Source organism: Heyndrickxia sp. NPDC080065 (assembly GCF_050281185.1).
Taxonomy (GTDB): Bacteria; Bacillota; Bacilli; order Bacillales; family Bacillaceae_C; genus Heyndrickxia.
Window position 1 is genome coordinate 255,097 of sequence record NZ_JBNNWS010000008.1, and the last position, 11,871, is coordinate 266,967.

The following is an 11,871-nucleotide window of genomic DNA, read 5'->3' on the forward strand; positions in this document are numbered from 1 at the left end:
TGTTACCTAAAATTTGTGGATACAGAAGTATTAGCAATAAAATATAAGATAATATAAGGAAATTGCTTAGTTTTTAATGATTTAACAGGTATATTACTAATAAAAAATATGCGAAAACACTCCTCTAAATGCTGAAACGGATTGTACATATGATTAATACATTATAAGTAAATGGTAAGGAGGTGAAGGATAGTGGTTGAAGAAATGAAGGGGAAAGATGGAGAAGTGAAGGTTAGTGTAAATGAAAACAATGAATCAAAAGATATGACAAATCTAAGTTCAGAACAAGTCCAACAATTAGTGGATTCGATTAATAAGAGTTTAGAAAATGCAATGACTACTGTCAATGAAAGTTTAACAAATATATTGGGAGGATTGGATTTAAATAGTTTAAAAAGCGAAACTTCCAAGAAAGATTTATCTAAACTTATAAAAAGCTCATCGATTTCCAATGTGATATCTAAAATAAAGCCATCGAATTTGAAAGATAAATTACCTGTACTTGAAACAACCAATGAAAAAGGTAATTTTAAAGTTCATTTAAATGAGAAAAAAATATTGGAAATAGATTTATCCAACTTAAAAAGTAAGGAGTAAAACTAACGTTTGCCTTACTATATATGCGGATACAACGAAACTAGTAAAACATAGACTATATTATCAATGACTGGAGGTGAATTTTATGTGTATGACGAAACCATATCGAATTTATAATTGCGATTCAACGAATAGTGAAAATACTCATAATCCTAAAGATGAGAATAATGAAGGTAAAAATGGAAATAGAAACGGAAATGGCAATGAGGTACTAAAATTTCAAGGTCTTATTAATAGATATGGAAATTTAACATCGACTGGAGGACATGGTGGAGCTGCTATCGCTACTAGTAATAATACTTTGGCCTTAGCTACTGCAAGTATTTCAACTGCAATAGGAGGAGCTGGAGGTTTTGGAGGTGCAATTACTCCTATAAATCCAGTAACAAATGTTCCAGTTAGCTTCTTGGATGGAAGCTTTAATGGCAACCTAAATGGATTGTTAAATGATAACCTTAGTGACAACTTAAATGATAACTTTAGTGACAACTTAAAAGGTAATTTTAGCGAAAATAAAAATTCGATTGACGACTAAGTTGATATTGCATAATGAGATCTTTTATCATTCGTCCAACAAAAAAGGGGGGAAACAAACTGAGTAAAAATAATAAAGTGCAACTTGCTAAGGAAAAATTAATGGATTTGGGTATTTCGGGAGATATTGCCTCTAATTTAGCCAATAGTATTTTAGATGGCTCTAAACCATCAGTGAATTCACATGCACAGGGTGGAAAAGGGGGTCAAGCATTAAACTTAACCTATGTTGACAACTATTCTACCTTAATGCTCGTTTATACATTCCTCTTAAATTCTTTGGACGATAAGGAAGATTCTAGTCTCCTAAATCAATCCCTTTTATCAACGTTGCAGACTGTAATGAATGAGCAAAAACAATACCGTGATGCCTTCCTAGAGGCTGTAAAAAACCTTAATAAATAATAAATAAATTGGGCTGTCTGAAAAGCAAAGTGTCAGGCACTTATAAGACAGCCCTAAACAAAATTTGTAATGAATAGAAATCCCTCATAATATACATTAATTAAAACCCATAGGCACCTACCACATTTCTAATGCATACATATAATACGAAATATTTACTTTAAGAACGGAGGTGCAAATGTTGGGTTCCAGTCAAAATCAATTTAATACATCAAAACCTCTTTTATACATTATCGAACCAAAATCTCAGGAAATATTTGTGAATATGCAAAGAACATATATGACTAAGTTATCTAAAGAAGAATTTCCAGAAAAATCAATCGCAGTTGATAATAATGATATGTCCGAAATCAATATAACCGACAAGGAAATGGCAGAAAATGAGAGACCAGCAGTCCAAGAATACAAAGAAGTAGAAGAAGAACCTATTCAAATTCAAATAGAAAATTACATTGAAAATGAAGCTATTACAGAAGAAACCATTGCTGTAGAAGAGTCTTTGCCAATCAATACGGGATATCGTAGAAGATCCTTTAAAGATATGGATATAGATGAAAAAATATATTTTCTTGTAAATATGCCTCGCTATCTCCCTAAAGTAATTGTTGAAATAAAAACAGAAACAATTAGTTATAGTGGAATAGTTCTTAAATATGAAAATGGGATGATTTTATTCGATCAATTATTATTGGAAGAAAAACCTCTTCAAATTGATGTAAAAGAAATTAATGATATAAAATTCGTATCAAAATAGAGGAAAAGTCGATAAGCTTTTTCTTATCGACTTTTCAGATGAAGATCACTTTTCATTATAAAGTTTATTAATTTGGAACGAATCATTTTTCTTCGTTGGCCTTATCTTCTTTAACAACCTGGTAGATGGATATCATCTAAGCACTGGATGGCAATGAAATTACTTAAGTCTACAGTTATACAAGAGTCTGATAAATGTAAGTTCTTTTGAGGATTATCGACTTCCGGGCAAGGGCTAGTCGTACATTCAGGTTCTAAAACACGTAATAATGCACAGCAACCTTCAATATTTTCCACTCTAAAGAACATAGATTTACAGAAGAAATCAATTTTATCATAAATCTTTTTGCCTTCTTTATCACAAGGGCAGGCATGACTTCCCTCATTTGGCTTAAAGAATGCTTCAAATGGTTTTCCGTCTCTAGTATATAGGATGAATGGACGTGTGTTTTTTCGCTTATAGGGTTTATTCTCATTGCCACCTAATACTGGATTGAGACAGTTTGTCGGACAATTATTATTTAAGTCCTCATCAGCAGCATCTTGTAAGTCATTTATAAAGTGTACAACATCGCATACACAATTAAAGTGATCATCATGATCTCTGAAGCTCATTTAGATTTCAACTCCTTTATTTTTTGTAATGTACATCACATTAATAGAATATTGGAAATGACATCATTTTGTTACGAATGTCCTCGCTTTTTTTGAAAAATAGGCATAAGGTTATTACCTATAAATCAATGATTCCTTATTTTCACTTCTCTTTTTAATAGACTAATGCCTATTGAAGATGAAGAGTAATTTAACTTTGTCCATTGCGAGGTAAATAAAAAAGGGGGGATAGCATGATTCAATCATGGCTTTTATTAATTTTATTTGGTTTAGCCAGTTTTCGATTGACCCGCCTAATTGTAATGGATAATATCACTTCTTTTATTCGGAAACCATTTCATGAAGAAATAGAAGAACAAGACGAAGCTGGGAATATTTCCACCTACATTAAAATTAAAGGCATCGGTTTGAGAGCTTGGATTGGAGAATTATTAAGTTGTTATTGGTGTACAGGTGTTTGGAGTTCTCTCTTTCTTTATATTTCATGGATTTTATGGCCATTTATAATGGAACCCATAATCATTATTCTTGCCATTGCCGGCTTAGCAGGGATCATTGAATCAATTATTACAAAAATCATAGACTAGTGGCATGAACAACCTATTTAGACCAACATAATATATGAACATAAATCCATAATAATGAAAGGATGTTATTTTATGAACAAACCAAATGGGAAAGCTCCTGTCTTACCCTCAAAACAAGTGAAATATACTGAGAACAATAATGGTAAATTAGTAAAAAAAAGTGGCTGTGGCTGCGGAAAGAAAAAGAAAAAATAATAGGCATCTTGCCTGTTATTTTTTTGTAGAAAAACTTTTTCACATTATCAAATATAAATTTAATTTCCTTCATTTTCCTTAATTAATTTTTCATAAAATGATTGTTTCTGTCAAAAATAAGAAATAACTTTTTGAAATTTATTGAGGGGAATAACGAATGAAAAATGTTTTGTTTGTAAAATTAATTATCATTTTCTTCGTAACCATTTTAGTTGGTTGCAGCTCCGGGCAGGATGGTAAAGTCAGTCGCTTAGCGTTGTTAAAAACAACACAGCCAGCACCGGTAAAATTAAACAAGCAAGAGAATCGATCAATTTCAGAACAAGTAAAAAATGATGTGTTGAGTCATCGAACTATTTACGATGCGGCAATAATCGAAGGTGAAAAGCAGATTTTAGTTGCATATAAAGTAAACCATTTTTATCGCTTTAAAATGAAAGGGATTGAAAAAAAGTTAAAAAAACAATTAGAAAGTCATTTTCCAGACCAAAAATTTGTTGTATCAAGCGATTATAAAATTTTTTTAGAGTCGGTTCGTTTAAAAGAGGCGATCAAAAAACAATCTATTTCGCAAAAAGAGGCAAAAAAGAGATTTAATAAAATAATCAGTTTAACAAAAGAAATGACATAGAAAGAGTGAGTCCCAATGTCAAATAAAAATAAAACAAAAACACCTGAACAAATTCAATATGATCAATTAGAAAAAAGGCATGAAATTAAAAGACCACTTTTAAAAAATTGTGTACGTGCATTTTTAATAGGTGGTTTAATCTGTGTTATTGGACAGGCAGTTACCTATTTTTATATCTATTTTTTTAATTTTACTGAGCAAACCGCTGGAAATCCAACAGTCGCTACAATGGTCTTTTTTGCCATGCTTTTAACAGGATTTGGGGTTTATGACCGACTCGGTCAATTTTCTGGGGCAGGGAGTGCTGTGCCAGTAACTGGCTTTGGGAATGCGGTAATTTCTGCAGCGATCGAACATCAGACGGAGGGATATGTGTTAGGTGTGGGGGGGAATATTTTTAAATTAGCTGGATCAGTTATTGTTTTCGGTGTTTTCTCTGCATTTGTCATCGCATTAATTAAAACTATCCTCATTCAATGGGGGGGATTCTAATGTTAAAAGGATCACAAACATGGGTATTTTCTAATCAACCTACCATATTATCGACTGGAGTGGTTGGGGGGCCATTTGAGAAAAATGGGAATCTAGCTGATGATTTTGATAAGTTTCACGAGGATCTATGGATGGGACAGGATACTTATGAAAAAGCACAAAGAGTGTTAATCGAGGATGCAGTCGATGTTATTTTACAAAAAGAAAAAATAAAAGAAGAAAAGATTCAATTTTTTTTATCAGGAGATTTAATTAATCAAATTACTCCATCTAGCTTTGCCGCTAGAACCATTCAAATTCCGAATATAGGTTTGTTCAGTGCGTGTGCTACTTCAATGGAAGGTCTTGCCCTCGCTTCGTTTCTTATAAATTACAATGGAGCAAAAAAGATTATTACAGGTGCATCGAGTCATAATGCAGCAGCTGAAAAGCAATTTCGATACCCGACTGAATATGGAGGGCAAAAACCACCGTCAGCTCAATGGACTGTAACAGGAGCTGGTTTTGCTCTAGTTACATCTGGAAATAATGTTAAAGATCCACATCCCCGTGTAACCTCCGCAACGATTGGAAAGGTGATAGACCTAGGATTATCTGATCCGTTTAATATGGGGGGAGCAATGGCGCCTGCAGCTGTTGACACGATAGAACGACATTTTCAAGATCTTCGGCTCGATCCATCCTATTATGATTTAATCATTACTGGGGATTTAGCAACAATCGGCCGTAACATTGCCTTAGAATTGTTTCAGAATAAAGGACTGCCAATTGATGAGAAACTGTTTAATGATTGTGGGCTTTTAATATATAAGAAAGATCAGCCTGTACTATCGGGGGCTAGTGGTCCTGCATGTTCAGCAACAGTTTTGTATGGACATTTATTAAATCAAATGAAAAAAGGTGTTTATAAAAGGATATTAGTTGTAGCAACAGGTGCATTATTATCTCCATTGTCATTTCAGCAGAAAGAAACGATTCCATGTATTGCACATGCAGTATCGATTGAATGGATTTAGTCCTTACAAAATTCTGGGATGAAGGAAAGGGGTAGTGTTTCATGTTAGCGATGTTTTTTTGGGCCTTTATTATTGGAGGTATCATTTGTTTAATAGGGCAATTGCTATTTGATGTTGCCAAACTAACTCCAGGTCATACTTTAAGTTTATTAGTTGTCATTGGAGCGGTTTTATCTGGTTTAGGATTGTATGAACCTTTGATTGATTTTGCAGGAGCTGGTGCAACAATTCCCATTACAAGTTTCGGTAACTCTCTAGTTGAAGGTGCAATGAATGAGGCGCAAAAACACGGGATTGTTGGTGTATTAACTGGAATGTTTGAAGTCACTTCCTCCGGAATTTCAGCAGCAATTATTTTTGGATTTATTGGAGCGCTAATCTTTAAGCCTAAAGGATAAAACGTGGATCCTATTGGAGGAAGGCTTTGACTTAAGAAGTTTTTTATAAAAAATGCCCATGCACATTGGCTTTTACCCACATATTCTAAAATAAGAATATAAAAGTGAGGTGATAGTGATGTATGGATATGGCGGATATGGCTGTTGCTACGGTGGCTATGGATACGGTTTCGGCGGGGGAAGCACTTTTGTCTTAATCGTCGTTTTATTTATCTTATTAATCATTGTAGGAGCTGCATTATGTTAATGAAAAATAACAAAGATGAAGTAAAGCCAGATGGATTACTTCATCTATTTTTTTGTACATAGATCAAGGCGCCCCGCACTTTTCTATGTCTAGCTCCAACGCCTATCGGCTAGCGGATTACTTCGTCTCCTCCCTACGATAAGTCAACATCATCTCGTGAACTGCCTCAGCACGGTTTCCTTTATCTCAGTCGAAGATTACGAAATCCGTACGCTAGACCTGCGGCACTTGCACTTTTCTTAATTTGTCCGCTTTTGTCTTTCACCTTTTTTTAACTGCTTTCATAACATAATGTAGTTGAAAGGGAGGGCGAGACGAAGAATGGAAAATAATTTTTTTAAAAATATTGAGAAAAAAACTGGTGTGAATATGAAAGACATTTTTGAGTTAGCAAACTCATTGCAGAATGCAAATTTTAAAGATGAAAAAACTGTGCGAAGCATTATTCAAAGGGTTTCGCAAATTGCTAATAAGCCAGTGTCAAAAGAGCTTGAAAATAAGATGGTTAATTCAATAATTAATGATGGTAAAAAGCTAGACTTTAATACTATTTCAAAAATGATGAATAATAAGAAGTAACTTATATGGGCTTGCACTGCAAGTCCTTTTGCTTTTTTTGATTTTTTGCACAATTTAACGGTTTGTTTATTTTTGAAATGGTTTACAATAGGATTAGGGGTGGTTAAAATGGTCTATAGATTAACATTGGAAAATGATCAGTATAATCAATATAGTAATCGAATGATTAATCGAAATGAACAATCCATAAGGTTATTACGAACTTCCAAAATTACAAATCCATCATTTTTTAAAACTCCACAAAATTTAAATGATAATAACTTTAGAAATTCTAAAATCAATAAAAGTTCTTCATTCCCAGACATAACAGGAAAAGGGAAGTTTATAAACGAATATATATAATAAACATATATCTAGGAGTGAAAACATGGCAACAATCGAAGATTTTTTGAAGCTAGATTTACGAATTGGGACAATCCTTAAAGCTGAACACTTTCCGGAAGCAAGGATTCCTGCAATAAAAATGGAAATTGATTTTGGTAATGAAATTGGAGTAAAACAATCGAGTGCACAAATTACCAAAAGATATACACCAGATGCTTTAGTAGGCGAGCAAGTTGTAGCAGTAGTAAATTTCCCGCCAAGGAAAATTGCTGGATTTAAATCCGAAGTTTTAGTTCTAGGAGGAGTGCCTGAAGAAGGTGATGTCGTCTTGTTACAACCTAGACAGCCGATTCCAAATGGAACTCCAATTGCATAAGTGTTGCATAAATAATTAAGGCTGTCCCATGGGACAGCCTTATGAATTATAATCTTTTCTCCATCGTTTTGTGTGGGATGCCTGCATCCATAAATTCATCAGATACCACTTCGTAACCTAGTTTTTCATAAAAAGGAATGGCATGGGTTTGAGCATTGAGCTTTAAAACTTGGATATCCTGATTGGATGCATAATTTTGTATTGCATCCATAATCAATTTCCCTGCACCTTTCCCACGATAGGTAGGGATGATGCAAATACGCTCAACCTTCCCTTTACTATCGACTATTCGAAACCTTCCAGCTCCTACAGCATCATCCTTATCATATAAGACAAAATGTACGGCAGAATCTTCAAATTCATCGATTTCTTCTTCGATACTGACTTGCTGTTCTTCGACAAATACAGTTTTTCTAATTTTAAATGCATCTTCTAATTGTTGATCGGTTGCTACTTGTAAGACTTTCACGAACTTTTATTCCTTTCCTAAGTGATAAGTTTCATAGACCGTCCATGAACCATTTTCAAGCTGATATAACAGATGGAAGCGATCCACGACTTCTTCATGGTTGATGCCAAGCAAGCGAAGCTGGCCATATATATCTGAATGTTCATCATTTGATAGCTTTTGTCCAATTGTAACATGCGGAACAAACGCGTATTCTGGTTCTCCTCCAGGTAAGTCTTTATATAAATCAAGGTGAAGTTGTTCCAGCTCTGGTGTAGATTCAATCTTAAAATAAATCGTATTATTTACAGGTTGAAAAGAGCTGACCTTTGAAATATGAAGCTTGATTGGTTTATACTTCTCGGCAACGTTTTTAAGCCTTTCTGAAATATTATTCATTTCATCATCAGAAGATTCAAAGACATGTTTAAGAGTGATATGTGGAGGAACCAGTGCATAGTGGGGATCATATCTTTTCCTATAAGAATTAGCTAGATCTTGTAGCTTTTTAGATGGAAACATTACAATACCGTATTTCATTTATTTTACCTCCTTAAAGAATAATAGGCTTTGTTAATATTTATTGTTGATTAATTTCTCTGTAGGGTATATGTGAAGCGATTTCTATACGGAGTATAATTAGCTGAACACATCCCCTACAGGATTTTATAAGAACGACATGAAAGTTAACAAAACCGAATGATAAAAAAGCCTACTTTTATTATAACAATTATTCGGAAAATTTAACATAATAAAGTACTCAGCTTAAAATGTATTCTTCAAAGCTCGTTTTAAATCAGGCTGCCAAAATTTCCAAGTATGATTTCCATCAAATTCCTCATAAAAGTTTTGGAAGCCTTTTTTCTGAAATAATTGATGAAGCTCTCGATTAGGAGTCAAAAAGTCTTGAATGCTCCCATTTGTCGTTGTAACTTCTGTTTCTCCTTTTCCAATAATGTGGTAAACATCAAGCAAATGAGGATTTGAATGATTTGTTACCGCATGTAAAACTTTTTCATCGACCAATGGAGATTGCAAAATGACTTTTCCAAAAATATTAGGATATTTCACTGCAGTCATCAATGAAACAGTTGCCCCTAAAGAATCACCAATTAATACCCGCCCATTTCCCATTTGGAATGTAGGATACTCTTGATCTAAATAAGGAACAAGCTCATGTGCCAAAAATCTTATGTAGGCGTCATTTTGTTCACCGTCTGGGTGATATTTCTTCCTTCGATCATGGACATTTTTATATGGTATTCCCACAATTATAAGGTTTCCAATTTCGCCCTTATCTAACAACTCATCTGCTACACGAGCAATTCTTCCTAACTGAAAATAGTCTTTTCCGTCTTGAGCAATCAATAAATTGTATTTATATAAAGGAGAATAGTTAGCGGGTAAATAAACTAAAAGATTTAATGTTTCCCCTAATTCCTTACTCTCAAAAGATATATCTGTAATTGTGCTTTTTGATGTAGTCAATGAATTTCCTCCTATCTGTACAAGCTTCCTATGATCACAGAACTATCCCCTCTGGAGAAAAACTTTCACACTCAAAGGTTGTTCTTGTGAGCGTAGTCACTAGGCAAATCTTTTCGCTTTTCTATTGTAAGATAATTTTACTTCGATTAATCAAAAAAAGGAAATATTTTATTTTTTTAGTGAAAATGATTGACATAATAGGATTTACATACTATATTTAATAATGTCCCAGAAATAATATTGTGATTCTGTAGCTCAGCTGGGAGAGCACCACCTTGACAGGGTGGGGGTCGCTGGTTCGAGCCCAGTCAGAATCATACATAAAACCCTAGAGCCACAATGGTTCTAGGGTTTTTAAATTTCGTAGAAATATTAAAAAATGAGTCGTTGTTGACGAATTGTTGACGAAATCATTAAATGCTCTTTTTTTGAGGAGAAAAAACATTATCTAATTTATTCGCTACTTCTTTGTCAGCTGTTTGAAGAGCATGTCCATAAGTATCCATTGTAATTCTAATATCAGCATGTCCTAGTCGTTCCGAAATAATTTTTGCATACACTCCCTGATTAATTAAAAGAGTTGCAGATGTATTACGTAAATCATGTAAACGAATATACCGGACTTTTGATCGTTTTATAAAACGCCTCCACCAAGTTGACGGGGTAGAATGATAAAAATGCGTTCCATCTTCATTGCAAAAGACCCATTCACGTTCTTTTTCAATCCAAAGCTCACCAGATTTTAGTTTTTCTTTTTTCCAATTCGTATTAAATTTTTTTAATTCCTCTACTATTGAAGGAGGTAAAGAGACAATACGTTTTGATTTTTTCGATTTTGGTCCCTTGATTATTGGCCTTCCGTTTTCACCTTTAACTATTACCTTTTTAATATTTATTGTTCCTTTTTCTAGGTTAATATTAGACCATTCGAGTCCTATTAATTCACCACGTCTTAATCCAGCTGCTAGAGCCAGAGTAACGAAGATTCTCCAATGAAATAACTCGTCTTGAACAAGAGTAAAAAGTTGTTGAACTTCTTTTTCATTGTAAACATTAGCTTCATGATCCTTATTATCTTTCGGCTTTTTTACTTCAGCTACCGGGTTAGATTTAATAATTTTCCTATCCTCTGCGCGCTGAAATACATTTCTTAACGTTCTGTAAATGTATTGCTTTGTTCCGACTGAAAGTTCTCCCTTTTTTTCGTCTTTTCTTTTAGTGATTCATAAAATTAATGACGTGAATTGGTTTCACTTGGTCTAATCGTTTTTTCCTCAAACTCAGGTAATATATGATTATTTAAATGTTCCTTGTAATTATCTAATGTACCTGGAGAAAGTTCATTTTTAGCATATTTTAATTCCCATTCTTTTACGAATTCGCCAAATTTCATCTTTTCCGGGGCTATATATAAACCTGCTTCTACTTCCATTTTATCACCCGGGGCCAGTGCTTCTTTCTGGATATGCTCATCATATATATGACGAGAGATTAAAGTATTGGCAAAGAGAAACTATGGATGTTGCTGCAGAAGCCGGGGCAAAACGTCAAGAAGTACTTTGGATTAATCCAGTGGCGGCTAAAACAGGAGTATTTCAGGAATCTTTGTTTTAAAAAATACCATTCTCTTTCACAGGCATACCAGCGATGGTGTTGCCTAAAATGAAACAATCAATTAATACAAGAAGCGTTCCGACGATTATTTTTAGTCCTTCAGGTGTTTTAAATAGTAGTTTCATAAACACCACTCCCTTTTCAAAAATTTTCGCTAGGATGTTATTCTGTACAGCTTCTGGGAGCAGAGCCTGTGAAAAAGAACGGTAATCCAATTATATAATAAAAGGAATCTTAATACATAGTACAAAAAAGGAGTGAATATAGTGAGTAAATCATTTAGGCAGTACAAGGTTGTGGAAACAGAAGGCATGAGCGCAGACGAGTTACAAAAACTTTTAAATAAAGCAACAGACGGGTTCCCAGAAATGCAAATAGATCATGTTGTAGGTACCAAAATAATTCTCGGTTATGAATCACTTTTGAATGCGAAAGGGAGAGCTGAAAGGGCAGTAAAAAAAGCTATGAACGCTCCAATAAAAAACAGTTTAGGTTTTAGATGAAAAGTTTGAAAAAGTGAAGTTGTGAGGTGGTTCAATGGAAATAAAATTAAAAATGCCTTCATTGTTAGA

General features: G+C 33.9%; 23 protein-coding genes and 1 tRNA gene. 17 read left to right on the forward strand and 7 right to left on the reverse strand.

Annotated features, from left to right (window positions below; all coding sequences use genetic code 11):
- Positions 1–192 precede the first annotated feature (192 nt).
- The 4 genes from ACQKP0_RS11900 (at position 193) to ACQKP0_RS11915 (ending at position 2,290) form a co-directional block, all read left to right on the forward strand.
- Positions 193–597 carry a hypothetical protein gene (locus ACQKP0_RS11900; protein ID WP_427406063.1) on the forward strand — a complete coding sequence of 135 codons (405 nt, stop codon included), beginning with the start codon at positions 193–195 and terminating at the stop codon, positions 595–597.
- Between the two features lie 85 nt (positions 598–682).
- Entirely contained in the window at positions 683–1,132 is a 450-nt protein-coding gene (locus ACQKP0_RS11905; RefSeq protein WP_427406064.1) for a hypothetical protein, read from the forward strand.
- Positions 1,133–1,146: 14 nt separating this feature from the next.
- Complete coding sequence (locus tag ACQKP0_RS11910; RefSeq protein WP_427406065.1) at positions 1,147–1,536, forward strand: hypothetical protein; 390 nt, start codon at positions 1,147–1,149, stop codon at positions 1,534–1,536.
- Positions 1,537–1,717: 181 nt separating this feature from the next.
- Positions 1,718–2,290 (forward strand): CotO family spore coat protein, encoded by a 573-nt coding sequence (locus ACQKP0_RS11915; RefSeq protein WP_427406066.1) that lies wholly within the window; start codon positions 1,718–1,720, stop codon positions 2,288–2,290.
- 110 nt (positions 2,291–2,400) lie between these two features.
- On the opposite strand, the gene ACQKP0_RS11920 is transcribed toward ACQKP0_RS11915, so the two are convergent.
- Positions 2,401–2,904, reverse strand: a complete 504-nt coding sequence (locus tag ACQKP0_RS11920) for a CotY/CotZ family spore coat protein (protein WP_427406067.1) — start codon at positions 2,902–2,904, stop codon at positions 2,401–2,403.
- A 233-nt stretch (positions 2,905–3,137) separates the two neighbouring features.
- Here ACQKP0_RS11920 and ACQKP0_RS11925 point away from each other — a divergent pair, with 233 nt between their 5' ends.
- The 10 genes from ACQKP0_RS11925 (at position 3,138) to csaA (ending at position 7,749) form a co-directional block, all read left to right on the forward strand.
- Positions 3,138–3,491, forward strand: a complete 354-nt coding sequence (locus tag ACQKP0_RS11925) for a DUF1360 domain-containing protein (RefSeq protein WP_427406068.1) — start codon at positions 3,138–3,140, stop codon at positions 3,489–3,491.
- Between the two features lie 72 nt (positions 3,492–3,563).
- Positions 3,564–3,686 carry a hypothetical protein gene (locus tag ACQKP0_RS11930; protein WP_427406069.1) on the forward strand — a complete coding sequence of 41 codons (123 nt, stop codon included), beginning with the start codon at positions 3,564–3,566 and terminating at the stop codon, positions 3,684–3,686.
- Between the two features lie 157 nt (positions 3,687–3,843).
- Entirely contained in the window at positions 3,844–4,317 is a 474-nt protein-coding gene (locus tag ACQKP0_RS11935) for a sporulation protein (RefSeq protein ID WP_427406070.1), read from the forward strand.
- 15 nt (positions 4,318–4,332) lie between these two features.
- The gene (gene spoVAC / locus ACQKP0_RS11940; protein WP_427406071.1) at positions 4,333–4,809 is read left to right on the forward strand and encodes a stage V sporulation protein AC; all 477 of its coding nucleotides are present in this window, start codon (positions 4,333–4,335) and stop codon (positions 4,807–4,809) included.
- Positions 4,809–5,825 (forward strand): stage V sporulation protein AD, encoded by a 1,017-nt coding sequence (gene spoVAD, locus ACQKP0_RS11945; protein ID WP_427406072.1) that lies wholly within the window; start codon positions 4,809–4,811, stop codon positions 5,823–5,825. The genes spoVAC and spoVAD overlap by 1 nt, the downstream gene beginning before the upstream one ends.
- A 41-nt stretch (positions 5,826–5,866) precedes the next feature.
- Positions 5,867–6,223 (forward strand): stage V sporulation protein AE, encoded by a 357-nt coding sequence (spoVAE, locus tag ACQKP0_RS11950; RefSeq protein ID WP_427406073.1) that lies wholly within the window; start codon positions 5,867–5,869, stop codon positions 6,221–6,223.
- Between the two features lie 118 nt (positions 6,224–6,341).
- Positions 6,342–6,470: a YjcZ family sporulation protein gene (locus tag ACQKP0_RS11955; RefSeq protein WP_427406074.1), complete on the forward strand. Its 129-nt coding sequence runs from the start codon at positions 6,342–6,344 to the stop codon at positions 6,468–6,470.
- A gap of 321 nt (positions 6,471–6,791) precedes the next feature.
- Positions 6,792–7,049 (forward strand): stage VI sporulation protein F, encoded by a 258-nt coding sequence (locus ACQKP0_RS11960; protein ID WP_427406075.1) that lies wholly within the window; start codon positions 6,792–6,794, stop codon positions 7,047–7,049.
- A gap of 108 nt (positions 7,050–7,157) precedes the next feature.
- Positions 7,158–7,391: a hypothetical protein gene (locus ACQKP0_RS11965; RefSeq protein WP_427406076.1), complete on the forward strand. Its 234-nt coding sequence runs from the start codon at positions 7,158–7,160 to the stop codon at positions 7,389–7,391.
- A 25-nt stretch (positions 7,392–7,416) separates the two neighbouring features.
- Entirely contained in the window at positions 7,417–7,749 is a 333-nt protein-coding gene (csaA, locus tag ACQKP0_RS11970) for a chaperone CsaA (RefSeq protein ID WP_427406077.1), read from the forward strand.
- A 46-nt stretch (positions 7,750–7,795) separates the two neighbouring features.
- On the opposite strand, the gene ACQKP0_RS11975 is transcribed toward csaA, so the two are convergent.
- From ACQKP0_RS11975 to ACQKP0_RS11985, 3 genes are all read right to left on the reverse strand, one after another.
- Positions 7,796–8,218: a GNAT family N-acetyltransferase gene (locus ACQKP0_RS11975; RefSeq protein WP_427406078.1), complete on the reverse strand. Its 423-nt coding sequence runs from the start codon at positions 8,216–8,218 to the stop codon at positions 7,796–7,798.
- A gap of 6 nt (positions 8,219–8,224) precedes the next feature.
- A complete protein-coding gene (locus tag ACQKP0_RS11980) occupies positions 8,225–8,737 on the reverse strand; it encodes a YjcG family protein (protein WP_427406079.1) in 513 nt (170 codons plus the stop codon).
- Between the two features lie 225 nt (positions 8,738–8,962).
- The gene (locus ACQKP0_RS11985) at positions 8,963–9,685 is read right to left on the reverse strand and encodes an alpha/beta hydrolase (RefSeq protein ID WP_427406080.1); all 723 of its coding nucleotides are present in this window, start codon (positions 9,683–9,685) and stop codon (positions 8,963–8,965) included.
- A gap of 244 nt (positions 9,686–9,929) precedes the next feature.
- Between ACQKP0_RS11985 and ACQKP0_RS11990 the strand changes: the two genes are divergently transcribed.
- Positions 9,930–10,002, forward strand: a tRNA-Val gene (locus ACQKP0_RS11990).
- Between the two features lie 96 nt (positions 10,003–10,098).
- On the opposite strand, the gene ACQKP0_RS11995 is transcribed toward ACQKP0_RS11990, so the two are convergent.
- Both ACQKP0_RS11995 and ACQKP0_RS12000 read right to left on the reverse strand, forming a co-directional pair.
- Entirely contained in the window at positions 10,099–10,908 is an 810-nt protein-coding gene (locus ACQKP0_RS11995; RefSeq protein ID WP_427406094.1) for a site-specific integrase, read from the reverse strand.
- 8 nt (positions 10,909–10,916) lie between these two features.
- Positions 10,917–11,117: a hypothetical protein gene (locus tag ACQKP0_RS12000; protein ID WP_427406081.1), complete on the reverse strand. Its 201-nt coding sequence runs from the start codon at positions 11,115–11,117 to the stop codon at positions 10,917–10,919.
- A gap of 17 nt (positions 11,118–11,134) precedes the next feature.
- Here ACQKP0_RS12000 and ACQKP0_RS12005 point away from each other — a divergent pair, with 17 nt between their 5' ends.
- Positions 11,135–11,299: a hypothetical protein gene (locus tag ACQKP0_RS12005; protein WP_427406082.1), complete on the forward strand. Its 165-nt coding sequence runs from the start codon at positions 11,135–11,137 to the stop codon at positions 11,297–11,299.
- Here the strand turns inward: ACQKP0_RS12005 and ACQKP0_RS12010 are convergent.
- Positions 11,296–11,424 (reverse strand): hypothetical protein, encoded by a 129-nt coding sequence (locus tag ACQKP0_RS12010; protein WP_427406083.1) that lies wholly within the window; start codon positions 11,422–11,424, stop codon positions 11,296–11,298. The two genes, ACQKP0_RS12005 and ACQKP0_RS12010, sit on opposite strands and share 4 nt — an antisense overlap.
- A 141-nt stretch (positions 11,425–11,565) precedes the next feature.
- Between ACQKP0_RS12010 and ACQKP0_RS12015 the strand changes: the two genes are divergently transcribed.
- The gene (locus ACQKP0_RS12015; RefSeq protein WP_427406084.1) at positions 11,566–11,802 is read left to right on the forward strand and encodes a hypothetical protein; all 237 of its coding nucleotides are present in this window, start codon (positions 11,566–11,568) and stop codon (positions 11,800–11,802) included.
- The last annotated feature ends 69 nt before the right edge of the window (positions 11,803–11,871 follow it).

Bases quoted from the DNA above. Each gene is read 5' to 3' on its own strand.
- ACQKP0_RS11905 (WP_427406064.1), top strand. From the start codon at position 683: ATGTGTATGACGAAACCATATCGAATTTATAATTGCGATTCAACGAAT.
- ACQKP0_RS11910 (WP_427406065.1), top strand. From the start codon at position 1,147: ATGAGATCTTTTATCATTCGTCCAACAAAAAAGGGGGGAAACAAACTG.
- ACQKP0_RS11920 (WP_427406067.1), bottom strand. From the start codon at position 2,904: ATGAGCTTCAGAGATCATGATGATCACTTTAATTGTGTATGCGATGTT.
- ACQKP0_RS11925 (WP_427406068.1), top strand. From the start codon at position 3,138: ATGATTCAATCATGGCTTTTATTAATTTTATTTGGTTTAGCCAGTTTT.
- ACQKP0_RS11930 (WP_427406069.1), top strand. From the start codon at position 3,564: ATGAACAAACCAAATGGGAAAGCTCCTGTCTTACCCTCAAAACAAGTG.
- ACQKP0_RS11935 (WP_427406070.1), top strand. From the start codon at position 3,844: ATGAAAAATGTTTTGTTTGTAAAATTAATTATCATTTTCTTCGTAACC.
- spoVAC (WP_427406071.1), top strand. From the start codon at position 4,333: ATGTCAAATAAAAATAAAACAAAAACACCTGAACAAATTCAATATGAT.
- spoVAD (WP_427406072.1), top strand. From the start codon at position 4,809: ATGTTAAAAGGATCACAAACATGGGTATTTTCTAATCAACCTACCATA.
- spoVAE (WP_427406073.1), top strand. From the start codon at position 5,867: ATGTTAGCGATGTTTTTTTGGGCCTTTATTATTGGAGGTATCATTTGT.
- ACQKP0_RS11955 (WP_427406074.1), top strand. From the start codon at position 6,342: ATGTATGGATATGGCGGATATGGCTGTTGCTACGGTGGCTATGGATAC.
- ACQKP0_RS11960 (WP_427406075.1), top strand. From the start codon at position 6,792: ATGGAAAATAATTTTTTTAAAAATATTGAGAAAAAAACTGGTGTGAAT.
- ACQKP0_RS11965 (WP_427406076.1), top strand. From the start codon at position 7,158: ATGGTCTATAGATTAACATTGGAAAATGATCAGTATAATCAATATAGT.
- csaA (WP_427406077.1), top strand. From the start codon at position 7,417: ATGGCAACAATCGAAGATTTTTTGAAGCTAGATTTACGAATTGGGACA.
- ACQKP0_RS11980 (WP_427406079.1), bottom strand. From the start codon at position 8,737: ATGAAATACGGTATTGTAATGTTTCCATCTAAAAAGCTACAAGATCTA.
- ACQKP0_RS12000 (WP_427406081.1), bottom strand. From the start codon at position 11,117: ATGGAAGTAGAAGCAGGTTTATATATAGCCCCGGAAAAGATGAAATTT.
- ACQKP0_RS12010 (WP_427406083.1), bottom strand. From the start codon at position 11,424: ATGAAACTACTATTTAAAACACCTGAAGGACTAAAAATAATCGTCGGA.